This is a genomic window from Psychrobacter sp. Ps4 (assembly GCF_022129285.1).
In the GTDB taxonomy this organism is placed as follows: domain Bacteria; phylum Pseudomonadota; class Gammaproteobacteria; order Pseudomonadales; family Moraxellaceae; genus Psychrobacter; species Psychrobacter immobilis_A.
Map to the genome: position 1 here is coordinate 155,700 of NZ_JADQAK010000001.1, position 24,846 is coordinate 180,545.

Genomic DNA, 24,846 nt, shown 5'->3' on the forward strand with positions numbered 1-24,846 from the left:
GTCGTTATTGTAATTGATGAGTCATGAATTGTCACCTCTTGGATAACATAAATAGCTGACGGTATAGGCACGTAAGATGGGAAGCGGTAATATGTAGCAATAAAAAAGGCCATCGATGGATGACCTTTTTTATTCTCATTTCAGACAGTCCAAATAGTACTAAGAGAAAATTAGTACCAGTTATAGGTTAGAGATGTGAAGAAGTTGGTGCCGTCTTGATTGTAACGCGAAGCATATTGACCAAAACTCTCATTAGTTGAGTAATCTACGTTAGTCAAATTGTTAATACGACTTGTCCATGTCAGATTTGGACTCAAGTAATAATTACCACTGATATTGAATAACGTATAGTCCTCTATAAAAGTGCTATTATCTGCAACATTATAGGTTTTACCCACATATTCTGCTTCAGTACGAATATCGAACTCTGCAGCTTGGTAACCTATATATACCAGGCCAGTATTTTCAGGGCGATACACTAATTGTTTGCCTTTGTTAGCTCCTGAGTCCTCTTCAGCATTGGTGCGAGTGTATTGACCACCAAATAAAATATTACTGAGCTGCCAGTCTGAGGTAAAGCTATAACCTGACAAGCTTGCTTCATCAATGTTCAGTGCTTGATATTTGTCAATACTATCATCGTATCTGTTATCAATAAGATTGTCGACATCACTATTAAAACCAGTCAAACGAGTAGTTTGTATCGTATTGGTAGATTCAATAAATACTTCTACATTTTTACTCTTCTCGACTTTTAAATCTTCATTTGGAACATAGTAAGCGCTCTCGATGTATAAGTCATTGAGAGTAGGCGCTCTATAGCCAGTAGCGAAGCTAGTACCTAGGCGTAGGCTAGGCGCTAGCTTTACAGCATAACCAAGACCAAATGTAGTTTCGTGACCAAATTGTGAGTTATCGTCGAAACGAACATTGGCTTGAAAATCGTAAGCATCCTCATTTACTTGATAACCAGCAAAGCCACTCTTAATATCACGGTCATTTATTTTATAGCTGTCTTTACCGCCGGCACTAGGAGTGTTATCTGTAAGGTCTACTTCCTGCTGCAACCATTCGGCACCTGCTTGAAATTGTCCTACAGGTAATTCATAAGTGCTTATCAAATTCGCCTGTTTCTGTTTGGTTTCAAAGGCATCGCCCACTTTGTTATCAATCTTATCCAAGCTCTGACCCGCTGATAGTCGTACTGCCAGCTTATCGTTTTCGTATTGTGAAAATGCTGATACGGCACCATTCTCTTGATCAATCTCTGCATTGGGACCTGGTCCAAAACTAAAGTTATCAAACTCTGTCGTTGACTTAGAAAAAAGTCCAGTTGCGCCAACGCTTATATTTTGAGTAATAGGCATACTAGCATTTAAGGCAAAGTTATTGCTCTCAAAGCCATCGTCATCTTTATCATTGCCTGTTCGGTTGTCAAGCGCGCTGATACCTTTAGTTTGATTCCGACTAGCGGAAAGACTCAGTTTTGCGCCTTGAGCATTTGCAAACTGCGCTGTTGCACCATAAACATAGTGGTCATGTGAGCCAACACCTGCGGTCACAGAAAAGTTAGTTTGATCAACGTCACTGCCTTTAGTAAATATTTGAATGACGCCGCCCATAGCATCTGAACCATAAATGCTAGAGCCTGAAGCACCGTATAAAATTTCAATACGATCAATTTGATCGGTCGGTAATAAGGCTAAAGCGGGCTGACCTGTTGACATTGAGCCATAACGAATACCATCTATTAGCACTAATACACGCTTACTATCATAGCCGCGAAGATAGAAATTACTGCTTTGACCCATACCACCATCTTGTTTAATGCTAAATCCTGGCTGCCGTCTAAGTACTTCTAGAACCGTCTGACCTTGAAAGCGTTTTAAATCTTCTTTATCTACAACCCGAGTTTGTGCAATCACATTACTGGTTTTAGTGGGGGTACGGGTTGCTGTTACGATGATTTCATCAAGCTCAACTTGTGGTAGCTCGCTATCGTTAATAGTAGCAACGTCAGGTGTCACTGCCATTGCTGTGTTAACCGCAAGTAAACCCAATGCGCTTAAGATACTCAAACGAAGGTAGGTACGTGAAGATGAACGTGATAAAGACATAGTCAATTCCAAAATAATCATATTAAAAAATGCAGAGAAAAAAGTAACCATACTGACGTTAATATGGCTAAAAATTACAAAAAACAGTGGACAAGCAAAACTGCGTTCATTATCTACAAAACAGACCGCTTTATAAACCACTTTAACCTAATGTTTATTCACGGTAAGCTGAGTAGTTTTCATGATAGATTGCGGTTTATTCACTTAATGATTGTCACTCTCATTCATAGGAGATATTTATAAGGAGTGTCGTGAAAGGTAATAAAAAATCAGAAGTCATAAGCAAAGGTGAGAGCAGATCATTCACATAGATGACCATAAAAACGTGTAATCAAAAGCACTGCTGTTATAAATAATTGCTATTATAGGGAAGCACTCATTTGTTCTTCGTTGTACCATTCATAATGCTAAGAGGTTTGTTTTGTCTATTAAGTATCGCCTGATTCCTATGATTATTAGTTCCAAGTTGTCTTCACCATACTCAATCATCAAAATGCCACTAATGGCAATTTTATTTTTGCTTGTGATGCTGTTGAGTGCGTTGTTACCCAATAATGCATTTGCTGCTGAAGCTAGCGCACTGGGAATGGGTGGCAGTACCAGTGAGGAGTCGGCGAGTACGCCGATACCAGATTCATTCGGACGCGATACACCGCGCCATACCGTACAGGGCTTCATCAGTGCGTTAGGTGAAAATGACTATCTGCTGGCGAGTAATTATTTAAACTTATCAAAGTCTGACAATCCAACCACAATCGTTCGTCAATTCAAGCAAGCGCTGGATGCAGGTGGGCGTTTTCAGCCTGATTTGCAGATTAATAATACGCCTGAGGGCAACCTAACTGATCAGCTACCACCAAGCCAAGAAAACGTCGGTGCGATTAATGTGGGTGAAAAAAGTGTGCCACTGATACTTGAAAGAGTGGTATCTAAGCAAGGAGAGCAGTACTGGCAGTTTTCTACGGATACGCTCAGCTCAGTACCAGAAGTCATACAAAATACCGAACCAACGTTAGTGTCTCGCTATACTTTTGATTCCTTAGAAGGCAAAAAGCTGTTTGGTTATCAAGTGGCGGATTTAGCCGCAGCGTTAATGATGACTGTCGGCAGCTTTGTGTTTACTTATATCATGGTATGGCTGCTGTACCATCTATTACGAATCATCTATCCTCGTGTGCGCGGCGTACCATTGCCATTACCTGATAAGGTCGTATTGCCGCTGGCAGTGGTCATTATGGCGCTGATACTGTCAGAAGTGATGGTGTATGCAGGCGTGTCGGTGACGCTACGTGAACCGATCAATCGTTTTACTGAGATTGCATCTTGGCTTGCATTAACTTGGTTGCTGTTACGAGTCATCGATGCCATATTCACTCGTGCGGTAAACTTAAGTTATAAGAAAAATTATACTGAACGTGTCTCTATCTTGGGGCTGCTACGCAAAGTGGTCAAAGCGTTGCTGCTGATCTTTGCCGTGATTGTTATCTTCGGTAATTTGGGTTTCGATTTGACCACGGGTATTGCCGCCTTGGGTGTGGGTGGTTTGGCATTAGCACTGGGTGCGCAAAAAACCATTGAAAACCTTGTTGGTAGTGTCGTGGTCGTGGCGGATTCGCCCGTACGTATTGGTGATTATTGTAAGTTTGGCACTTATGAAGGCACAGTCATTGATATTGGTATTCGCTCATCACGTGTGCGCACCTTGACGCGCACTGTTGTGACTGTACCAAACGGTGATTTTTCATCGATGCAGATTGAAAACTTTACATCCCGCGATATGTTTCGCTTCTTCCATCAGTTATATATTAAACGCACTGCTGATATTGATGTGGTCTTTAAGATGGTCAAGGACTTGGATGAGTTTATAGATGAGCATTATTTGACCAACCAAGAATGGAATCAGGTCAATATTTTAGAGCTACGTCAAGACTGCTACATCATTCAATTACAGGCGTATGTTAATGCTAATGGCGTGACTGAGTTCTATGACAAACAGAACGTTTTGTTTGTTGATTTATTGAACCAAGTGGCGAAATATGATGTCGAGCATGCTTTGCCAACGCAGCAGCTTATTGTCAATCAAACTGAGCTTGAGCATCACATAGAAAACGAAATTGAAGATAAGAATAAGGAAGGTAACGTCGCCGAAACGACAAAAGACATGTCAAACGATGACCATGCTGATGATGCTAGCGACAATAAGGATAACAGCAACGATGATAAGCATGCCGTGGACTTGAGTAAAGATAATGTCAAGGCAGATGAAAAGAGCAGCCAGCAAACGACTAAATCCGTAGAGAGTAAAAAAGACAATGCGTTAAAGGCATTGAGAAATAAAAGCCGTATGATAAAGAAGATCAAGTTCAAGTACGCAAAAAGAAAATCTGGCTTTTCTATATGGAATCAGCCATAAAATTATGGATTGAAAGCTGTATAAGATCAGCACTTGAGGTAAGTATCAAGCGTTCATCTTATACCATCCACAAAAATTAGAGCAGCAAAGAAAACGAGTGCTAGACTAAGCTTAAGCTAAGCTAAGCTAAGCTAAGCGAGTTTGACATAGTGAATCGTACTTTGGTGTTTGGTATTATAAAGGGACAGCGGTTTGATTACGTAATAAGCCGTAGTATGACCATAGTAACAGACTGGCAGCGCTGCGATGTGGTGACCAATCTTGTGTTAGATTCTTTAACTGTTTCGGCGTTGGGCGTTCCGTTAAGCCTAATAACGCCATCGCCGCTACTTTAATCGCTAGATCATCGATCGCAAGTACGTCTGCACGTTTCAGAGAGAATAATAAATACATCTCAGCCGTCCAGCGACCAATACCAGTAACGGCTGTCAGCACTTCTATTGCTTCTTCATCAGGCAAAATTTCTAACGCAGCAAAGTCTATATCATGATCGACTAATGAGCGAATATAACGGGTTTTTTGTTTAGATAACCCTTGCGCTCTTAAGTCCTCATCTGTTGCTTTGATAATCGCCTGTGGATTCGTCAAGGCGGCATTAAGTAATCGTTGCCAAATACTGGCTGCTGCTGCCACAGACAGCTGTTGACCAACCATTGCTCGCATCAACTGCTCAAACCCGCCGATATTATGCCGTAGACTGGGAATACCAACTTGTTCATAGATAGACAAAAATCTTGGCTCGATAACAATCAAAGCCATGATGTGTTCATGTAGCTGTTGCGTGTTCTCAGTGGTCTGTATGCTCATAAATGCTTATCCTCATTTATGCAAATACCGCTATCGTTAGATGTTAAATATAGTGGCTGTAGTAGATAAAGATTAAATAATGATTTTATGAGCATAACAAAAAGGACTGCCAATAAGCAGTCCTTTTGATTCTTCATACTAACTCTAACACTAAAAACTATTCACCATCAGCTTTAGATTTTTTGAGCAGTACCAATACTGCACCGTTACCCCCATCTTTTGGCGGTGCAGAGCAAAATGCCAATACTTCTGGTAGTTGACGCAGCCAACCATTGACGCAGGTTTTTAAAATGGCTTCACTGCCTTTACCATGGACGATTTTTACCATGGTCTCGTTTTTCTGTTTTGCTTGGCTTAGGAGTTGAGTCATTGCCACGCGTGCTTCTTCGATGGTACAACCATGAATATCTACGGCGTCATACCAACGTAGCTTGCCTTTTTTAAGCTGATCAAAGATTTTATTCTGCAAAGTCGGCTGTTTGTAAGATAAATAGGCCTCAGCAGCGACAGGGTTTAGTAGTGCTTGCATATCTGATAAGCCTGCACCTAAGTCACTCGCTTCACTGCCTTGGGCAGCCGCACGTTTAGACAGTGTGGTCGCATCAGGTTTGCCTGCTTTGCTCGCATTGGCAGGAGAGCGAACGTTTTTGTCTTCAAGCTGATTGACGCCATGCATTGCTTGCATAAACAGCACTTTGTCATCGTCAATATGCTCGCTAGCCATTTGCTTGACAGTCTTGTTTACTTGCTTTTGCGTGGGCAATGAGACAGGCTCAGTAGGCTTTTGGTTTTCATCTTCAGGCGAATTGGTATCGCGACCTTTGCTAAGTTGGCCTTTTAGCTCTTTGAGCTGGTCTTGCATTTCTTTTGAAAATAGAGAGTTTGACATAGAAGTTAACGTATCGTTGGTTGATGAATGAATGATTGATTTAAACTGTTCAGTAGACTTAAGCCACTTTACCCGTCTGCTGCGACGCCCGCAAGTAAGGATTGTAACGCTTGTCCAGGATGATCAGTCTTCATGAACTGTTCACCGATTAAAAAGTGCTGAATGTCATTATCTAACATCAAACGAATATCAGCGCTATTATGAATGCCACTTTCGGTGACGATAAGCGGTTTAAGCGTGCTATCCACATCAGCTGCCAGTGCGTCGATTAAAATATTTTTTAGATCTAGCGTGGTTTGCAAGTCGACATCGAAAGTATTCAAATCACGATTATTAATGCCGTAAATATTATGCGCTGAGCGCGGTAGCTGTAGCGCACGTTCAAGTTCGGCTTTAGTATGGACTTCTATCAATACATCCATACCCAATTCGATACTTAGCGCATGCAGCTCTTGTACTTGGATGTCGTCAAGGCAGGCCATAATGAGTAGAATACAGTCAGCTCCCATCAGATAAGATTGATAGATCTGGTACACATCTATCATAAAATCTTTACGCAGTATGGGTAGGCTTACCGCATTAGCTGCTTGAATAAGATAGCTATCATCACCTTGGAAATAATCGCGATCAGTCAATACAGACAGACAGCTGGCGCCCGCTTGCTCGTACTGCTTGGCAAATAGGGCAGGCGCGAAGTTGTGATTGATAACTCCCTTAGAAGGAGAGGCTTTTTTAATCTCAGCGATGATACCAATACCATGCTCTTTAGTGCTAGCCGCTCGCAGCGCCGCCGCGAAGCCACGACGTGGTTTGTTATCCGCCGCTACTTGTGCTTTTATCTTTTCAAGAGATAATACCTTGCAAGCGGCGTTTACTTCTTCCACTTTAGTGGCGACAATGCGTTGCAATACGGAAGGAATATCGGTCTTGGTTTCTGTATGAGTCATGCTGGTATCCGAATATCGTTGAATGTAAATAGACAAAATAGCTAGAGTGCACAGTAATGGTGCTTAGCCGTTAAGCATGAGTCACCAGTTGCTGCGTGTATATGGCGAGAGACTCAAGCTTGAGTAACGCATCACCATTTTGAATGACTTTTTGTGCCCGGCTCACACCATTAGCATAGTTGCTGGCAAGTCCTGCGGTATATATGGCCGCGCCTGCATTTAGTGCAATCATATCACGTGCTTTAAGTACAGCACGATCTTGAGAGTTTTCTCCTGATAGAGCCGCGCGAATAAGCTCAAGACTTTGCGCTGGAGAATCTACATCGAGACCAATAAGGGTTTGTGACTCAATACCTGCATCTTCTGGCATCATCTCATAAACAGATATCTCACCGTCTTTTAATTCAGCGACAGTGGTTGAGGTAGCGAGACTGATTTCATCCAAACCGTCTTTTGCGCCCACAACCATGACATGACGTGCGCCTAAGTTTTTCATGACTTTAGCGATAGGCTCGCACAGCTGAGCGGTAAAGACACCGATTACCAGATTGGGTGTGCCAGCAGGGTTGGTTAATGGTCCTAAAATATTAAAGATGGTGCGCGCTTTGAGCTCGCGGCGTACTGGATTGGCATAACGCATCGCACTGTGATGATTGGGCGCAAACAAAAAGCCGATACCTTGGTTTTCGATACATTCTTTAGATTGCTCAGGAGTAAGTGCCAGACTGATACCTGCTTGCTCAAGCAGATCTGAGCTGCCAGAGTTGGTGGAGACGCCGCGGTTACCATGCTTGGCCACTTGCGCACCAGCAGCGGCAGCAACCAATGCTGATGCAGTAGAAACGTTGAATAAATTGGCACCATCACCGCCAGTTCCGACGATATCGACTAAGTAATCACAGCCCCGTGGTTCGATATTGGCTGCTAACGCACGCATTGCACTGGCAGAGGCAGTAATCTCATCGATGGACTCACCTTTCATACGCAGACCAGTCAAAACAGCACCCATCATGGCGTCGCTGCATCTGCCTTGCATGATAATCAGCATCACCTGATACATCTCATCAAAGGTTAAATCAATGTGCTGAAAAATTCGCCCCAAAGCTGTCGTCAGTAGCGTATGTGTCTCTTCATCAGACAGTTGAGCAATGTTAGCTGGGTTAGGGCTTTCATTTGTTTTTGTTGTACTCATTATGATCTCTCTTAATATTTTTATACGTTAATTTTAAATTATAAATAGAATAGGTTTTATTTTAATTTTGTTATTAACGGCTTTTTTAGAACATGCTTTAATAAACTGTTAGCCGACTTGTGGTAGTTCATCTGAGGTTAGTGCTGACAAATGATGCGTTTGCAAAAAATTGTTGAGCAGCTGATAACCTGCTTCGCTTAAGATAGACTCAGGATGGAATTGTACCCCTTCTATCGCAAATGTTTTATGACGGATACCCATGATTTCTTCAATACTGCCATCACTGTTTTGTGTCCATGCGGTCAGCTCAAGACAGTCGGGCAGGCTAGTTTTATCAATGACAAGCGAATGATAGCGCGTGACTTGTACGGGATTAGGCAAGCCTACAAAGACACCTTGGTCAGTATGATAGACAGCGGATAAGCGGCCGTGCATGACTTCACCAGCCTTGACCACTTGTCCACCAAATGCCTGTCCAATTGCCTGATGTCCTAGGCAAATACCTAGTATCGGTATCACGCCCTGAAAAGTCTTGATAGCTTCTAGAGAGATACCAGCCTGATCAGGATCGCAGGGACCGGGGCCAATGACGATCGCATCTGGCGCAAGGGTTCTAATATTTTCAATAGTGGTTTGATCGTTACGCCAGACGGTGATGTCCTGCTGTAATTCACCGAAGTACTGTACAATATTGTACGTAAAACTGTCGTAATTATCGATCATCAGAATCATTAGCGTTCTACTTATTGAGTTCTACTTATGGAGATGGTTATATAACGCCGTTATCTTACCACTATTTTGTAGACTATCAAATGTAGGGTGCAGGCGACCCAAATAAGTGGTGAATAACAATACATTTTGCTTGTTGGATGACATTCGTTAACATCTCAAACGCACTAAAAAAGCACACAATTTTTATTTATACATTCAATATGCACTAATTTAGTGCAGTCATGTGTTATTAATGACTCTGGATAAATAATTTGTATGACACCACTGACGATAAATCTACGGCTGAAATATTTTCAAAGGCATTATAAGTTGCTGTAATTATTATTAATAACTATCGTTTTATCCTCTATATTTTCAGCGTTATAAAAAACTGGCATAGCCTTTGCATTATTACTGTTATGATTATCTTTGGTGATAAAGTGGTTCAATAATTATTATTAACGAGTGCCTGAAGAGTTCAGCATAATGAGTGATATGTTGTTAGAATAATATCGAACCAAAACACTGGCGGGTCTTATTAAGCGCATAACTCAGATGACTATCTTGACTAATAATATTGACAGTGCTGAGAATAAGCATAATATTAAACAAGATATTTAGCGCTAAACGCAGCGCTGACTGTTATCAAACCAGAGATTTTTAACCAACAGATTGTACTTATAATTTCAAATCGCAATAACCTAATCAACACAACGGAGACTATTTATGTCGAACAAACTACTAGATCTTATCCAATCCTCTAATGCTAAATGGGTTGATTTTCGCTTCACTGATACACGTGGTAAAGAGCAACATATCAGCTTTCCAGCGCATAGCGTTGACGAAGAAGTGATGGAAGATGGCAAGATGTTTGATGGCTCATCTATTGCTGGTTGGAAAGGTATCGAAGCGTCAGATATGATCTTGCGTCCTGATCCAGAGACGGCTTTTCTTGACCCGTTCTTTGATTCACTTACCGTAGTTGTTACTTGCGATATTATCGAGCCATCAACGCTACAAGGTTATGATCGTGACCCACGTTCTATTGCGCGCCGCGCCGAAGAGTACTTAAAGTCAACGGGCATTGGTGATACTGCTTATTTTGGTCCTGAGCCTGAGTTTTTTATATTTGATGATGTGAAATGGTCAATTGATATGTCTGGCGTTAGCCACAAGATCACAGCCGAAGAAGCGGCATGGTCGACTAATAATGACTATGAGTGGGGCAACATGGGACATCGTCCACGTGTTAAAGGCGCTTACTTCCCAGTACCACCAATCGATAGCTCGCAAGACATGCGCTCTGTTATGTGTGAGCGTTTAGAAGAAATCATCGGTGAAGGCTGTGTCGAAGTTCATCACCATGAAGTTGCGCCTTGCCAGTCAGAAATTGGTGTCGCTTTCAATACGTTAGTCAAAAAAGCCGATGAAGTACAGCAGCTAAAGTATGTTGTGCATAATGTTGCGCATCAGTTTGGCAAAACGGCTACCTTTATGCCAAAACCAATCGTTGGTGACAACGGTTCAGGCATGCACGTGCATATGTCAATCTCCAAAGATGGTGTCAATACTTTCTCAGGTGATGAATATGCGGGTCTTTCTGAATCTGCACTGTATTTCATCGGTGGTATTATCAAGCATGCGCGTGCGTTGAATGCGATTACCAACCCATCGACTAATAGCTATAAGCGCCTAGTACCGCATTATGAAGCGCCTATCAAACTTGCGTACTCAGCGTCTAACCGCTCAGCGTCTATCCGTATTCCACATGTTAGCAGCCCAAAAGCGGTACGTGTTGAAGCACGTTTCCCTGATCCAGCGGCCAACCCATACTTAACGTTTGCAGCGTTACTAATGGCAGGTCTTGATGGTATTCAAAATAAAATACATCCAGGTGAAGCGGCTGACAAAAACTTGTATGACTTACCACCAGAAGAAGAAGCACTCATCCCAACCGTTGCGGAGAGCTTAGAAGTTGCACTACAAGCCTTGCGTGATGATCACGAGTTCTTATTAAAAGGTGATGTATTCACTGAAGACATGTTAGAGGCGTTCATTGCCTTGAAAGAAGAAGAAGTGCAACGTGTCAATGTAACCGTGCATCCAGTTGAGTTTGACTTATACTACAGCTGCTAATTTATAGCTAAAACACTCAGTTATTTTGAGACGTAAAAAAACCAGCTAAGTTATTCTTAGCTGGTTTTTTTATGTCTCAATAATAATTTGCTAAATCAACGGATCTGTCCTCTTTGAAATTATTACTGATTTAACATCCAAAGTATCGCATAATAGATATTCATAATATTAGGTACTCATTAGGTTGACTGACTATGACTTCATTATCAAAACCGGTTTTTTCAAACAGTAAGTTAGGGTTAGCACTGATTGCTGCTACGATGGTTAGTATGGCAACTCTCTATGCTCCTTCAGTGAATGCTGCGCCTATTTATAAAGTTATTGACGAAAAAACTGGTCAAGTCACCTTTACCGATCGCCCGCAAAATTATGAGCAGCAAGCAGGTAAACAAATCAGCCAGACGGGTGTCACGACGAAAGAAAGTCGCGTCAGCTCAAGTAACAGTGATAACGCGAGTAGTACGCCTCCTTCTAGTAATGTTAATACTACTACGCAAAATACTGCTGCTAAAAATAGCCCTGTCGCCAAACCAGCCGTCAATTACCAGCTTGCTATTGCTGAACCAAGCGCAGAGCGTGCATATCGTCGTCCAGCCCAAAGCATTGATATCAATGTGCAAGTGAAGCCGGAGTTACAAGCAGGTGATAGTGTTAGTATTTATTTGGATGGTAATGAAGTCGCGCAAGGTCTTAGCGCCTCGATTGCAACGGTAGATGTTTTACCAGGATCGCACAAGATAAAAGTCGTGTTAAAAAATGAGAAAGGTCAAACACTCAAACAAGTAGAGCGTACGGTGTATGTGATTCAAAACAATATAACATTGCAAAATAATAAGAAAATCGCGCAACAGCTTTTAGCTTATCAGAATCTACCTTGGTATCAAAAAGTACTGTTAAAAATGCGTCAAGAGGGCAAACAACCGAATATGCAATCATTTACTAAGCCTATAGTGGACAAACCCATGACGCTTGAGCAACCGGTGATAAATTAACTTGTAGGCAATGTGTCAATCATGGATAAGTATAAGAACCCATACAAAATAGAGTAACTTTATAAGTTGATTTCTTCTATATAAACATAAAGGCAAGCGCTGATTGCAGCGCTTGCCTTTATGTTTATCAGGATATTTATCAATTCTATATATTTATAACTTATTTAGTCAATTCAATCGTACCATTAGCAGTTACTGAGATAGTACTATTGCCAGATTCAAAACTTTGGCTAGGTACTGATTCGTCTGCTGCGCCTGCTTTCATACTCATAGCACTATACATCGGACGTGGGTAGTTGCTACCTGTATTTAGATTCACATTGACCACACGATAGCTACGAGCATCCCAAGCGCGTGTTAGGTTTTTAGCTTGTTGCTGAAAAGCACGAGACGCATTGGTCATCAGCTTTTGCTCAAGCGCATCCTTTTTGGTATCTGAGACACCAAAGTTCAGATTGTCCATCACCAACGTTTCTTGTAGGTCAGCGATGAGTTGGCTGGTGGCTGCAAAGTCGGTACTTTTTAAATCGATGTTTGCTTGTCCTGTCCAGCCAATGATTTTGTCATTTTTATCATAGCGAGGGTAGGTGCGCTGTTGTCCGGTGCTTACGGTGACCGTTGGATAGCGCTTAGCAATTTTCATGGCATTATTAATTGAGGTGTTGAGCGTTGTCGCTAGAGTTTTAGAATCCATTGCCTGCGCTTTTTTATATAAGCTGGCTCGTACTTCATCATTCTGGATTTCTTCTTTTACTTCTGTCTGAAAAGTAAGCTGATCGTAGCCTGTTGGTTCTGCATGTGCGCTACCCATCATGGCTGTGAGTAGAAATGCAGTACCAGTCGTTAGAGCGGCTTTATTAAGTAAAGTGATTTTCACAATGATCTCCTGAGTGAGTTATATCAATAGTATTTAGGTTAGCCATACATAGGTAAGACTCGCCTTTATATGAGAAGCTGTCCATTTTAGTTATTAGTTGATACCGAGTATGCTCAACTTCCTCAACTAAAATAGCAAAATTTAACAGGCTTGCTGTGAGAATTTTGTCACCTAAGTTACAGGGCGTTTGGAGGTAATAGAAAGAGTTTTACGATAGGGGTTGTAATATTTAAAAATTCTTGTATAATTTGCAACTGGTGGCTCCATTGGTAGCCTCGCAACATTGTTCTATGAACCCCGCCAGGACCGGAAGGTAGCAACGGTAATAGTCACAGTGTGTGCCGAGGATTTGCTTTTGGAGTCGCTTTTTTTTGCCTAAAATTTGATACCTGTTTTGATATTTAATCAGAAATGCTCGTTTGATCTATTAAGCCCTTCATTGTAAAGGGCTTTTTTTTCGACCTTTTTTTGTCCGATTTTGACCTTTGATTGATTAAGATGGGTTAAAATACAATGTATTAACTTTTATTAACATTCTGGACACTTTAGGGTTTTCTTATGAAGATGTTTGTTTGGTTGTTCATTGCCTTCGTGCTACTAGTGATTGTGTTTGGCGTATCTATATTTAATAAATTGGTACGCGCTCGCAACCAAGCGAAAAATGGTTTTGCTCAAATCGATGTACAACTGAAGCGCCGTCATGATTTGATTCCAAATTTGGTTGAAACTGCTAAACGCTATCTGACGCATGAAGAAGAGACGCTGACCCGTGTGATTAGTGCACGTAATCATGCCCAGAGCTTGCAAGACTCCAATACACATCAGCCAGACTCGCTTGAGCATATGGCGCTATTTGCCAAAGCTGAGAGTATGCTGTCTAAAGCGTTAGGGCAGTTTTCAGCGGTTGTGGAAGCTTACCCTGAGCTAAAGGCGGACAGTATGATTAAAGAGTTGATGGATGAGCTGACCAATACTGAGAACCGCATTGGCTTCGCCCGTCAGCACTATAATGACAGCGTGATGTTCTATAACAATGACCGCGAGGTATTTCCCAACAATCTTATTAGTACGACTTTTGGCTTTCGCCCGTTAAGCCCGCTAGTTTTTGAAGACAGAAAGGTGATCGCTCAAGCACCTGTCGTCAATATGGGCTGATATTGAATTATATTCATATGTTCAGATGCGTTTAGCTATTTTTAAGTCAGGCATATAGATGGATTTTTTTGGTGAACAACGCACCCGTACCCAGCGAAGTCTGTTGCTCTATGGGCTATTTTTTCTCATTGTCTTTGCCCATCTGGCAGTAGCGCTGGGTATCATGGCGCTGCTGCTAACGATATTTACTGGTGGCATTTATCATTGGGTGTTGATACTGGTTGCTATCTGGACAATCGGTAGCTTTGTGATCGGTAGTTTTTTAGAGTACAGACGTTTAGAAGCCGGTGGTCGCGCTATTGCTCAGCGTGTGGGCGGGGTTCGGCTGTTTATCGACCACAGCCAAGACGCGTGGGAGCATAGTCAAGGGGTTGCCCATCAGCATGGGCCTATACCAAAGGTTCGTTTCAGCGCCTACCATATCGCCGTGCGTGATGAGCGAGACTTCCCGCCTGTCTACCGTCGTTACTACGAGATTGCCCAGCAGCTAGCCATTGCTTCGGGTGTACGTATGCCGATTCTGTATGTACTGCCTGATGAGCAAGGTATTAACGGCTTCGTTGCTGGTCGTCATAGTCAAGATATGGTATTGGTCGTCACTCAAGGCGCGATTGATAAGCTGTCCGATGAGGGGCTGTATGGGCTGATAGGGCATGAATATGGTCATATCTTGCATGGTGATGCCACTTTTAATTTGCAACTGATGGTGGTGCTGGCAGGCTTGCAATTACTCTATGACTGGAGTGATTCTATTAATAATTTTGGCGCTGGTAATCAACGCAGTCATCAGAATAGCCATCACAATTATTTTGATGATGCGGTCAATCGACGCAATCTATTGTCACAAAGAGCCGTCGATAGCCATGCGCGTAGCACTGAAGCCCAAACCGCCAACTTTACCACCCATAGTGAATGGGTAAGCTATTGGCAAAGTCAATCACAAAGCCAGCAGTCGTCAGCTAAGAGCCAGTCACGATGGCTACAAAATAATAATAAGTTCGATAGTCAAGCACCGCGCAATATTTGGACGTTGTTAATACATGGATTGAGTTTTTCGAGTATGGCCAGTGCGCAACTGATTAAACACAGCTTTAATCGCCAGCGTGAATTGCTCGCCGATGCCACCAGCGTGCAGCTCACACGCTCGCCGGCTATTATGGAAACCTTACAAGCCATTCATCAAGATTCGCTTGGTTCGCGCTTAACCAGTATCGCCGATATCAATGGTCTTAGTCATTTCTTCTTTGCCAGTAGTGGTGCTGATTTGGGTGACGTCTCTTGGTTTGCTACCCATCCGAGCTTGGCTGAGCGAATGAGTGCCATTAATGCCCACGCTTATCATGACTTTGCGGTAAAAGTAGCTAAAGAAAAGCGCATAAATCAACAGAAAATAAAAGAGATATATGAGCAGCGGCGATTAGGGGATTGGGGCGTCATAAAAGCAAATAGCCTAAGCAAAAATAAACAAGAAAAAAATAGCCAATCATCAATATTTGAAACCCAATCAGCGTTAGATAACAATAAAAGCAATAACAATAAAAGCCTTACTAATAACAGCAATGATGTTATAGACAAAGAAATTACTGCTTTTCCTGCAAATGAAATAAAGAATGAGTTGGACGAAGATCAGGGGCTAGAGTTTGTTATCAAGAAAGATGTCGTTGTTGAAGGACGTTTACAGGTTCAAGCGCAAAATACCGGTATTCATCAGTTGCTCAAGCCATGGCAAGCAAAACCTGATAGCGATTTGCCATCGGATACATTGATTGATATCGACGATAGACAAAAAGTTTCACTGCCGCAGTATATACTCAATCACAGTTATCATCCGCTCGGGGCGCAAGCTTTGATTGAAGCAGTTATGTTGTGCCATCAAGGTCGTATATTATCAACGACTGAGAGTTATGACTTGAGTGATATCTGGCTTGGACTTGCTAACGATAAAACGTCTACTGCTGAAATCAATAATAACGCTAGCGCTAATATTAGCAGCAACCCCCAATTTTTAGTGCATACGATAGATCATAAATTATTAGCGGCAGTGGCACATCTTGATAGGCGTTTAGACAACGCATTGATTGCATTGGCAATAAAGCAACTGAGTCAGCATGACCTGTCAGAAACTGCTATCAATGAATTACACTTCAGATATGAAGCGAGTCATAGCAATCAAGATCATCAACATTATGTGCAGCAAAAAAAGTGTCGTACAATGCTGATGCGCTATCAACAGGGTATCATTGAGCTATTTGAACACTATCTAACGGCAGATTTAAGTCAACATTTGACTGATAACATAGCCAGTGAAGATGGTGCTATGGATAAAACTAAGCCAGTATCAACGCACTCAGGAAAAATCGACTCTCGGTTGCCATCGATTTTATCATTATGGCAAGCGCTACAGTTGCAGCAATTATTACCTATATTGTCTACTGTATTGAACGAGAAATACGTGCATGCTCAGCCTCAGCTATTACGGTTATGGCAGCAAGCATTGCAAGCGGGTAGAGATGATATTTATGACCAGCTTGACCCTTCAGGACAGGTATTTGATGGTCTCGATGTTGCAGCGAGAACCATGCTTGTTTTATTCGCTTATCGCCTATCAAAAGATGTCAAGGGTCAAGTCGTATCAGCACTAGATAACTCAGTACACGTTTCAGCACCTATTTTAGCACTCGGCTATAATAATGACAGTGTTGCTCACTATATCGTGGATTTGCGGCGTCATGCACGTTTGATTGATATTGACTTAGCCGCCGTTAGTGACGCAAATTTGCAATGGCTACTATTGACTGTGCAAAATATAAATAGTATCCAATTATTGGCAGTGATAGAAACGGTGCCTATTTTTATAGCGCCTGCCAGTCAGTCGCCTGCATCAGAAGCCAAACGTAATGATAATTATAGACAGAGGCAACAGGGCGGCGATCAAATAGATTATAATGCTCATAGACAGGACGGAAATGCAGGCAATGACAGTCATTCTTATGCTTATCATACTTACCGGCAATGGCTGAGCACATTGCATACGGTGATGTTACACGATACGATAGTCAGTCAAGATGAATATGATTGCTTGTCCATGTTAGCCAATCATTGGTTAGGCGTTCGGCAGCTTTTTTGAACAATGTCATTGACGGCATTTAAGTATTCTTTTTTAAATTGAATGGACTATATTTTTAATCCTTTTTTTTAACATCGTTCTCTAATATTGTTCCTTGCCATTAAAAGTCAGTAAATCCATTTTAGATAAGTAGGATAGTAAATAAGCATGAGTGATATCCAAGACCCGCTAATTGTATTGCAGCAGCGCCAGATTTTAGCGATGATGGGTATCAATCAGTGGGTGCAGCCGAGCTCTGAAACCCTGAGTATCGCAGATATTTCCGCGCCTACTCTGTCTACCACTAACTCGACTATCGTTAATGCCAGCACGACCTCTATTCCTGCTGCTGCGACCCTTGAACAGCCAAGTGTTAAGTCTCTCAATGGTGATGATATAAGCGTTGGGATGTCGCATTCAGCATCTGCTGATTCGCTATCAGGTATAGTGGGTGATGAGTCTATTAATCATTATTATGATGATGCTAATGAGATAGCTTTACACCATTCTGACCAGCAAAGCCCTGTTACTTATAGTTTTGACTCGACTACTCCTAATGCCCTTAATATCTCTAAGCCAGCCGTTACCTCCTTTGTAGATACTGTTGTACAGCAAGCTTCTATTACTGATATAAATAAAGCTTCGAGCTTTGAAAATGGCAGTTTTAAAGAAGAGAGCTTTCAAGAGGAAAGCTTTAAAAAGGTAGCACCCTTTGATTTACAAGGTGGTCGTTATGGTGATTGGGTGATTTTGGTGGATATCCAAGCACTTAATCATGACAGCCAAAAACTGTGGCAAAATATCACCCAAGCGTTATCCATCAGTTGTGAGACGACATCGTTCCCTATCTGTGAAGGTATGGATACGGCTGAGCTTGCCAATGCCAGTCTTGCTGGATACGTCTTTAAAATCGGCCGTAGCGAAGAGATAAAAATTGCCGCATTGACAGTGTTGCCTGACGGTCTTGAACATCCTAGCGTGACTACTGTGCCCACACTCGATGAGATGCTTGCTGATAGTAGCCTTAAACGTCAGCTTTGGGAGCAGTTATCGAGTCACAGTTAAAGGCTTACCACTTACTATGATAGAGATTAAAAAATAACGATAAAATTCACCTTCAACATTCAACCTTTAATAACCACGATGACTTCATCATATTTAGGATATTGATTATGACCACTAAAGCCGCTCCTAACCGCGTACCCAATTTTTCAGCGGGACCTGCCACCATACCGACGGCCGTATTATCACGCGCTCAAGAAGAGTTGCTTGATTGGCAGGGACGCGGCATGTCGGTTATGGAAGTGAGTCACCGTAGTAAAGAATACATCGCCATTACCGAAAAAGCCGAAGCCAAATTGCGCTCGCTAATGGACATTCCAGATAACTATAAGGTACTATTTTTACAAGGTGGCGCTAGCTTACAGTTTTCAGCGATTCCATTAAACTTGCTAAATGGTGGGCGCGCAGACTATCTAACGACGGGTGCATGGTCTGGTAAAGCGGTCAAAGAAGCACAGCGCTATGAAAAGCTTGGTCTTGGCGAGATTAATGTGGTCGCAACCGGTAAAGACAGTAGCTTTACTGACGTACCAGCCCAAAGCGAATGGAACCTGAGCGAAGATGCCGCCTATTTCCATTACTGCGCTAACGAAACCATTCATGGTTTGCAAATATTTGAGCCGCCACAAGTCGATGCACCAATTGTCGTCGATATGTCTTCTTGTATTTTGTCACAGCCCATTGATGTCTCTAAATTTGGCATGATTTACGCAGGTGCGCAAAAAAATATCGGGCCAGCAGGTCTGATTATCGTGATTATCCGTGAAGACCTATTGGGTCAAGCGAGTGAATGGTGCCCACTGCTGATGAACTATGAGCACCAAGCTGAAAAAGAATCCATGTCAAACACACCAGCGACGTATTCTTGGTATTTAGCAGGACTAGTGTTTGATTGGTTAGAGGAGCAGGGCGGCGTTGCTGCTATTGGCAAAATCAACCAACAAAAAGCTGATTTACTCTATAAAACGATTGATGGTAGCAGCTTTTATAGCAATCCAGTTGATCCCAAATATCGCTCTATCATGAATGTGCCTTTTACCTTAGCCGACAGCAGCCTTGATAAAGTATTCTTAGAAGAGTCGGAAGCGGCAGGCTTGATGAATCTAAAAGGTCACCGCGATGTGGGCGGTATGCGTGCCAGCATTTACAATGCAGTGTCATTAGATTGGGTGCAGCAGTTGGTTGACTTTATGATTGCGTTTGAGAAAAAACACGCATAAATTAGCATGGATTTTAAAACAAAAGACGCAGCTTATAAAAGTTGCGTCTTTTTTTATACGCGTTAGTATTCTTTTAAGATAAATGATGCATCATGTAGCAACTCTAACGCTGCAAATCATTAGGTTAAAAAACCTAAGTTTGTTATGATAAAATTCTGCAGCACTCACTCTTTTTAATTATATGGTAGCACTTAAGTAAAATTTCATCATATTCATTGGGCTCGCACAAGGGTTTGTTATAACTTTATTATGATAAAAAATACCATGCTAAAAGCCGTCTTACTTGCCATGACTGTAAGCTGGATACCTGCCAGTATCGCGGTGCCAATCACTACTACTGCGCTTGGTCATAATAGTACCACTGAGTATATTGACGTGCCCTTTATGCCTTATGCCAACCCAAAGGCACCGACAGGCGGTACATTATCACTTGAGGCGCGTGGTACTTTTAACGCGGCCAATAAATGGATGACCACAGGTGTGGCGATGGTTGGCACCGATTATCTCTATGACACCTTGATGACTGGCTCATTAAATGAAGCCTTTACCATGTATCCGCAGCTGGCAACCAAAGTAACTTATGATCCCGACGATACTAGTTGGATTATTTACCATATTAATCCTGCTGCGCGCTTTTGGGATGGCACGCCGGTCACCAGCAGTGACGTCAAAGCGACTTATGATGCACTGTTAAATAAAGGTCCGATGTATATTCGCAGCTATTTGGGTGATATTAAAAATATTGAAATTATTAATAAGCAACAAGTAAAATTCATCTTTAACTCTGATGACAATAAAGAGATTTTATTAACCGTCGGACAGTTTCCTATTTTTGCTAAGTCCTCTATCGATACGGATTTTGAGAAAATAACGTTGACGCCATTGATGGGCAGTGGGCCTTATAAGTTAGGACGTGTCGATGCAGGGCGCTCGGTCAGCTATCTACGTGATCCCAATTATTGGGGTCGTGATTTGATGGTCAATCGCGGTCGTTATAACTTCGATATGATTAAGTTTGTTTATTATCAAAGCGATGAGATTGCCTTTGAAGGTTTTAAGTCTGGTCAATATCGTTTTCGCCCTGAGAATAAAGCGTCGAACTGGGCAACGGGTTATAACTTCCCTGCAGTCAAGGCAGGTCTTATCAATAAAGAAACCATAAGCAGCGAAAACCCAGTACCAATGCAAGGTCTGGTCATGAATATGCGACGTCCCATCTTTCAAGATATTCGCGTTCGCCAAGCACTGAGCAAGGCTTACGACTTTGAGTGGATGAATAAGACCTTGTTTCATGGGCAGTATGAACGCTTACAAAGTTTCTTTCATGGCTCCGAGCTTGCCGCAACAGGGGTGCCATCTGCTGAAGAGATGCAGGTGCTTACGCCTTTATTACCTAAGCTTGAACCGCTGCAACGTCAAGCCGTATTAATGGAGTGGCAATTGCCGACCAGTGACGGTAGTGGCTTTAACCGTAAAGAGTTACTAGAAGCGCGGCAGCTGTTGCTAGATGCTGGATTTTATTATAACGATATGAAGCTATATCAGCCCAATGGACAACTTGCTCAGATTGAGGTTTTAATGATGGGCGATACTATGGGTCGGGTGCTGCTGCCATATATTCGAAATCTAAAGCGCTTAGGATTTGATGCGACGTTACGTCAAGTCGACGGACCACAATATTATGAGCGGGTACGCCGTTTTGACTACGACATGATAGTTGATAAATTTGCTCAGAGTTTATCCCCTGGTGCAGAACAAGTTGGCTTTTGGGGTAGCTCAGCGGCTGACCAAGCGGGTAATAGAAATACTATCGGCATCAAAAACCCAGAGATTGACGCGGTGATAGAGCAGCTTGGTAATGCTAAAACTCGCGACGATACTATATTATATACTCAGGTGCTCGATCGCCTACTACGTGCTGGTCATTATTTAGTGCCCTTATACGGCAAATCAGCGACCAATGTCGCCTATTGGGATCAATATCGTCATACTGAAAAACTGCCCTCTAATGCCATCGGTATTGACTATTGGTGGACGGATAAAGAAGCAGAAGCACGTGTTAACCAATACTTGAAGCAATAATTTAGAACAATAAATGAAATAACGCTGCATCTTAAAATTTTATTTCGTTTAAAAAATCAATAAAAGACATCAGCAATAAAGATAACTACTGGTAAGGATTTAATATGACTATCCGTATTCACCCAATCAAAGCGTTCAATGACAATTATATTTGGACATTGATTAATGAAAATAATAAACAGGCGATCGTTATTGATCCTGGTCAAGCTGAGCCTGTCATGAGTTATTTGGAAGAAAATAAATTAGAGCTGACGTCTATCTGGACGACTCATCATCATCATGACCATATCGGCGGTGTCGCAGAACTGCAAGAGTCGTATCCGATGACGCATCTGGTTGCGCATACTGAGCATAATGTCGATGAAGATCAAACCATCAAAGATGGCAGTACCGTCAGTGCGTGGGGCTGTGCAGCACAAGTATGGGATGTGTCTGGCCATACTGATAGCCACGTGGCTTATATTTTGGATATTGACGGGCTTAAACATTGCTTTTGTGGCGATACTTTATTTAGTGCTGGATGCGGACGGGTATTTACGGGGACGATTGAGCAATTACACAACAGCTTTAAGCGTTTAAATGGTTTACCAGCTGACACGCTACTATATCCTGCACATGAATACACTGCCAGTAATCTGCGCTTTGGACTATCTATTGAACCTACTAATGAAGCAATGCAGCAAGCACTGATTCAAGCAGAAGAAAAAACCGCCCAAGGTATTCCGACGTTGCCAGTCTCTTTAGAACATGAGCGCGCAGTCAATGTGTTTTTACGGACGCAAGAGCCGAGTGTGATAGCAGAGGTGAAGTCTAAAACAACTATCGATGATGATAAATCTTTGGCTGTATTTGCTGCGTTACGTGAGCTTAAAAATAACTTTTAAACCATAACGGGCGCTTCGACTGACGTTTTGATAGTTATTAGCTGCGTATTCTTTCTGTCGTCATATTTATTATCTTAGGAAGCCACCGTTATGGGTCTTTATATCTTAAAAAGGTTACTGCTGATATTACCGACGCTTTTTTTGATATTGCTCGCAAACTTTGTGATTGTACAAGCAGCGCCTGGTGGTCCTGTCGAGCAGCAACTGGCGCTTATTGAGCAAGGTGCAAAAGACAATGCACTTGGCGATAATATTGGCGCGGGTAGTGCAGGAAATAACAGTACCTATCAAGGTACGCGTGGCTTATCTGAGGAAATGGTTGCAGCGATTAATGCCCAATACGGCTTTGATAAATCGGCACCTGAGCGCTTTTGGCTCATGTTAAAGAATTACGCTCAGCTAGATTTTGGCGAGTCTTTTTTTAAAGGACAGTCGGTAACGGATTTGATTATCGAGAAATTACCCGTTTCTATCTCGCTTGGGCTCTGGAGCACGTTGCTGATTTATATGATAGCGATTCCACTAGGTATCTATAAAGCCATGCATCATGGCTCGGAGATGGATAAATTCACTGCTATGCTGCTTGCTATCGGGCATGCAATACCCGTTTTCGTATTTGCCGTTATATTACTGGTGTTTTTTGCAGGTGGTAGCTACTGGAATATCTTTCCACTGCAAGGCTTGACCTCTGAGAACTTCGATCAATTAAGCGCGCTGGGTAAAATCAAAGATTACTTTTGGCATTTGGCGCTACCACTGCTGGCAAGTACGATTGGCGGTTTTGCGGGTTTGACCTATCTGACCAAGTTTAGCTTTTTAGAAGAGCTGGGTAAGCAATATGTACTTACTGCTCGTGCTAAAGGGCTGGGTGAGCGTCAGGTCCTTTACGGGCATGTGTTTCGTAATGCCATGCTGATTATTATTGCAGGTATTCCAGCGGCTATCGTTGGCATTTTCTTTGCCGGAAACTTCTTAATCGAGATTATTTTTAAACTTGATGGTTTGGGTCTCTTAGGCTTCGAAGCCATTCAACAGCGCGATTATCCTGTGATATTCGGTACGCTATTTATCTTTACTTTACTCGGACTATTATTACAGTTAATCAGTGATTTAAGTTATCACTTAATTGATCCTCGTATTGATTTTGAGGGGCGATAATGTCAGATAAAATATCAAATCATCCGTTACCTTCAACGCCTTCATCTGCATCTCCTGTCTCTATGCCAAAAAAACGTCGCCTAAATCCTATCTGGCAGGCGCGACTTAATCGCTTTCGTCAAAATCGTCTTGGCGTCGTATCATTATTCATTTTTGCGCTGATATTCGTCATTTGTATGGCAGCCAATGTGATTGCCAATGACAAGCCGCTACTGGTGCAGTATCAAGGCGATTATTACTTTCCTGTCCTAAAAGCCTATCCTGAAACGGCTTTTGGTGGGGTGTTTGAGACTGAAGCCAATTATAAAGACCCTGCGGTACAGGCGCTGATTGATGAGCAGGGTTTTTACATTATGCCGCCCATTCCATTTGCTGATCAGACACCAAACGTTGAGCTGGGTATTCCATATCCAGCAGCGCCCAATAGCCAGAACTGGCTTGGTACTGATGACTTAGGCCGCGATGTGTTGGCACGGATACTTTATGGCATGCGGGTGTCATTATTGTTCGGTTTAGCATTAACACTTGCTGGGGCAGTGATTGGTATTATCGTCGGTGCAATACAAGGTTATTACGGTGGTTGGATAGATTTGGCAGGGCAGCGCTTCATGGAAGTATGGGGCGGTATGCCGCAGCTGTTTATGATTATTATTTTGGTCAGTTTATTCAGCCCCAGTATCTTTATGCTATTTGCAATGATGTTATTATTTGGTTGGATGGGATTGGTCGGTTTGGTACGGGCGGAGTTTTTGCGCGCGCGTAACTTTGATTATGTCCGTGCGGCGCGTAATCTTGGGGTATCGGACAGTCAAATCATGCTCAGACATATTTTGCCCAATGCCTTAGCATCAAGCTTGTCACAGCTGCCATTTATATTGACCGCTAATATTATCGCTTTAACCGCACTAGATTTTTTAGGTTATGGCTTGCCGCCTGGGTCACCGTCTCTCGGCGAGCTGATGGTACAAGGGAAAAATAATCTCGATGCACCATGGCTTGCGCTATCTGGGTTTTTTAGTTTGACCTTTATCTTATCACTGCTAATATTCGTTGGCGAAGCGCTGCGTGATGCGTTTGATCCGAGGCGCTCTTAAGATG

The 24,846-nt window shown here is 42.3% G+C and carries 18 protein-coding genes and 1 other RNA gene; 12 read left to right on the plus strand and 7 right to left on the minus strand.

All coding sequences use genetic code 11. The annotated features are described in order from the left end of the window. Nucleotides 1-170 precede the first annotated feature (170 nt). A complete protein-coding gene (locus I3252_RS00640; RefSeq protein WP_238033890.1) occupies nucleotides 171-2,117 on the minus strand; it encodes a TonB-dependent receptor in 1,947 nt (648 codons plus the stop codon). A gap of 502 nt (nucleotides 2,118-2,619) precedes the next feature. On the opposite strand from I3252_RS00640, the gene I3252_RS00645 reads away from it, so the two are divergent. After that, nucleotides 2,620-4,530, plus strand: coding sequence for a mechanosensitive ion channel domain-containing protein (locus I3252_RS00645; RefSeq protein WP_238033891.1), 1,911 nt, complete (start codon nucleotides 2,620-2,622; stop codon nucleotides 4,528-4,530). A 174-nt stretch (nucleotides 4,531-4,704) separates the two neighbouring features. On the opposite strand, the gene I3252_RS00650 is transcribed toward I3252_RS00645, so the two are convergent. From I3252_RS00650 to I3252_RS00670, 5 genes are all read right to left on the minus strand, one after another. Continuing rightward, nucleotides 4,705-5,337 (minus strand): DNA-3-methyladenine glycosylase 2 family protein, encoded by a 633-nt coding sequence (locus tag I3252_RS00650; RefSeq protein WP_238033892.1) that lies wholly within the window; start codon nucleotides 5,335-5,337, stop codon nucleotides 4,705-4,707. Between the two features lie 157 nt (nucleotides 5,338-5,494). Further along, complete coding sequence (locus I3252_RS00655; RefSeq protein ID WP_055124887.1) at nucleotides 5,495-6,226, minus strand: Smr/MutS family protein; 732 nt, start codon at nucleotides 6,224-6,226, stop codon at nucleotides 5,495-5,497. Nucleotides 6,227-6,294: 68 nt separating this feature from the next. Beyond that, a complete protein-coding gene (gene trpC, locus I3252_RS00660; protein ID WP_238033893.1) occupies nucleotides 6,295-7,173 on the minus strand; it encodes an indole-3-glycerol phosphate synthase TrpC in 879 nt (292 codons plus the stop codon). Nucleotides 7,174-7,243: 70 nt separating this feature from the next. After that, the gene (gene trpD / locus I3252_RS00665) at nucleotides 7,244-8,365 is read right to left on the minus strand and encodes an anthranilate phosphoribosyltransferase (RefSeq protein ID WP_238033894.1); all 1,122 of its coding nucleotides are present in this window, start codon (nucleotides 8,363-8,365) and stop codon (nucleotides 7,244-7,246) included. A 108-nt stretch (nucleotides 8,366-8,473) separates the two neighbouring features. Next, on the minus strand, nucleotides 8,474-9,097 hold the full coding sequence (locus tag I3252_RS00670) for an aminodeoxychorismate/anthranilate synthase component II (protein WP_238033895.1): 624 nt from the start codon (nucleotides 9,095-9,097) through the stop codon (nucleotides 8,474-8,476). Nucleotides 9,098-9,802: 705 nt separating this feature from the next. Here I3252_RS00670 and glnA point away from each other — a divergent pair. Both glnA and I3252_RS00680 read left to right on the plus strand, forming a co-directional pair. Beyond that, nucleotides 9,803-11,212 (plus strand): type I glutamate--ammonia ligase, encoded by a 1,410-nt coding sequence (gene glnA, locus I3252_RS00675; protein WP_055124883.1) that lies wholly within the window; start codon nucleotides 9,803-9,805, stop codon nucleotides 11,210-11,212. A gap of 194 nt (nucleotides 11,213-11,406) precedes the next feature. Further along, nucleotides 11,407-12,204 carry a DUF4124 domain-containing protein gene (locus tag I3252_RS00680; RefSeq protein ID WP_238033896.1) on the plus strand — a complete coding sequence of 266 codons (798 nt, stop codon included), beginning with the start codon at nucleotides 11,407-11,409 and terminating at the stop codon, nucleotides 12,202-12,204. Between the two features lie 160 nt (nucleotides 12,205-12,364). Here the strand turns inward: I3252_RS00680 and I3252_RS00685 are convergent, their stop codons facing one another. Then, a complete protein-coding gene (locus I3252_RS00685) occupies nucleotides 12,365-13,081 on the minus strand; it encodes an SIMPL domain-containing protein (protein WP_238033897.1) in 717 nt (238 codons plus the stop codon). Nucleotides 13,082-13,345: 264 nt separating this feature from the next. Between I3252_RS00685 and ffs the strand changes: the two genes are divergently transcribed. The 9 genes from ffs (at nucleotide 13,346) to I3252_RS00730 (ending at nucleotide 24,842) form a co-directional block, all read left to right on the plus strand. Beyond that, nucleotides 13,346-13,442, plus strand: an RNA gene (gene ffs, locus I3252_RS00690) — signal recognition particle sRNA small type. A gap of 197 nt (nucleotides 13,443-13,639) precedes the next feature. After that, entirely contained in the window at nucleotides 13,640-14,236 is a 597-nt protein-coding gene (locus I3252_RS00695) for a LemA family protein (protein ID WP_083475715.1), read from the plus strand. Between the two features lie 58 nt (nucleotides 14,237-14,294). Then, a complete protein-coding gene (locus I3252_RS00700) occupies nucleotides 14,295-17,363 on the plus strand; it encodes a M48 family metalloprotease (protein ID WP_238033898.1) in 3,069 nt (1,022 codons plus the stop codon). Nucleotides 17,364-17,510: 147 nt separating this feature from the next. Continuing rightward, a complete protein-coding gene (locus I3252_RS00705; RefSeq protein ID WP_238033899.1) occupies nucleotides 17,511-18,407 on the plus strand; it encodes a hypothetical protein in 897 nt (298 codons plus the stop codon). A 107-nt stretch (nucleotides 18,408-18,514) separates the two neighbouring features. Beyond that, nucleotides 18,515-19,624 carry a 3-phosphoserine/phosphohydroxythreonine transaminase gene (gene serC, locus I3252_RS00710; protein WP_238033900.1) on the plus strand — a complete coding sequence of 370 codons (1,110 nt, stop codon included), beginning with the start codon at nucleotides 18,515-18,517 and terminating at the stop codon, nucleotides 19,622-19,624. A gap of 249 nt (nucleotides 19,625-19,873) precedes the next feature. Further along, nucleotides 19,874-21,706, plus strand: coding sequence for an extracellular solute-binding protein (locus I3252_RS00715; protein ID WP_238033901.1), 1,833 nt, complete (start codon nucleotides 19,874-19,876; stop codon nucleotides 21,704-21,706). Nucleotides 21,707-21,810: 104 nt separating this feature from the next. Further along, nucleotides 21,811-22,590, plus strand: coding sequence for a hydroxyacylglutathione hydrolase (gloB, locus tag I3252_RS00720; protein ID WP_238033902.1), 780 nt, complete (start codon nucleotides 21,811-21,813; stop codon nucleotides 22,588-22,590). 90 nt (nucleotides 22,591-22,680) lie between these two features. Further along, nucleotides 22,681-23,748, plus strand: a complete 1,068-nt coding sequence (gene yejB / locus I3252_RS00725) for a microcin C ABC transporter permease YejB (protein WP_238033903.1) — start codon at nucleotides 22,681-22,683, stop codon at nucleotides 23,746-23,748. A 62-nt stretch (nucleotides 23,749-23,810) separates the two neighbouring features. After that, entirely contained in the window at nucleotides 23,811-24,842 is a 1,032-nt protein-coding gene (locus I3252_RS00730; protein ID WP_201501610.1) for an ABC transporter permease, read from the plus strand. Nucleotides 24,843-24,846 lie beyond the last annotated feature (4 nt).

Coding starts and splice junctions, on each gene's coding strand:
- I3252_RS00655 (WP_055124887.1), bottom strand. CDS start 6,226: ATGTCAAACTCTCTATTTTCAAAAGAAATGCAAGACCAGCTCAAAGAG.
- trpD (WP_238033894.1), bottom strand. CDS start 8,365: ATGAGTACAACAAAAACAAATGAAAGCCCTAACCCAGCTAACATTGCT.
- I3252_RS00640 (WP_238033890.1), bottom strand. CDS start 2,117: ATGTCTTTATCACGTTCATCTTCACGTACCTACCTTCGTTTGAGTATC.
- I3252_RS00700 (WP_238033898.1), top strand. CDS start 14,295: ATGGATTTTTTTGGTGAACAACGCACCCGTACCCAGCGAAGTCTGTTG.
- I3252_RS00650 (WP_238033892.1), bottom strand. CDS start 5,337: ATGAGCATACAGACCACTGAGAACACGCAACAGCTACATGAACACATC.
- yejB (WP_238033903.1), top strand. CDS start 22,681: ATGGGTCTTTATATCTTAAAAAGGTTACTGCTGATATTACCGACGCTT.
- gloB (WP_238033902.1), top strand. CDS start 21,811: ATGACTATCCGTATTCACCCAATCAAAGCGTTCAATGACAATTATATT.
- I3252_RS00715 (WP_238033901.1), top strand. CDS start 19,874: ATGATAAAAAATACCATGCTAAAAGCCGTCTTACTTGCCATGACTGTA.
- I3252_RS00705 (WP_238033899.1), top strand. CDS start 17,511: ATGAGTGATATCCAAGACCCGCTAATTGTATTGCAGCAGCGCCAGATT.
- trpC (WP_238033893.1), bottom strand. CDS start 7,173: ATGACTCATACAGAAACCAAGACCGATATTCCTTCCGTATTGCAACGC.
- I3252_RS00645 (WP_238033891.1), top strand. CDS start 2,620: ATGGCAATTTTATTTTTGCTTGTGATGCTGTTGAGTGCGTTGTTACCC.
- serC (WP_238033900.1), top strand. CDS start 18,515: ATGACCACTAAAGCCGCTCCTAACCGCGTACCCAATTTTTCAGCGGGA.
- I3252_RS00730 (WP_201501610.1), top strand. CDS start 23,811: ATGCCAAAAAAACGTCGCCTAAATCCTATCTGGCAGGCGCGACTTAAT.
- I3252_RS00680 (WP_238033896.1), top strand. CDS start 11,407: ATGACTTCATTATCAAAACCGGTTTTTTCAAACAGTAAGTTAGGGTTA.
- I3252_RS00670 (WP_238033895.1), bottom strand. CDS start 9,097: ATGATTCTGATGATCGATAATTACGACAGTTTTACGTACAATATTGTA.
- I3252_RS00695 (WP_083475715.1), top strand. CDS start 13,640: ATGAAGATGTTTGTTTGGTTGTTCATTGCCTTCGTGCTACTAGTGATT.
- glnA (WP_055124883.1), top strand. CDS start 9,803: ATGTCGAACAAACTACTAGATCTTATCCAATCCTCTAATGCTAAATGG.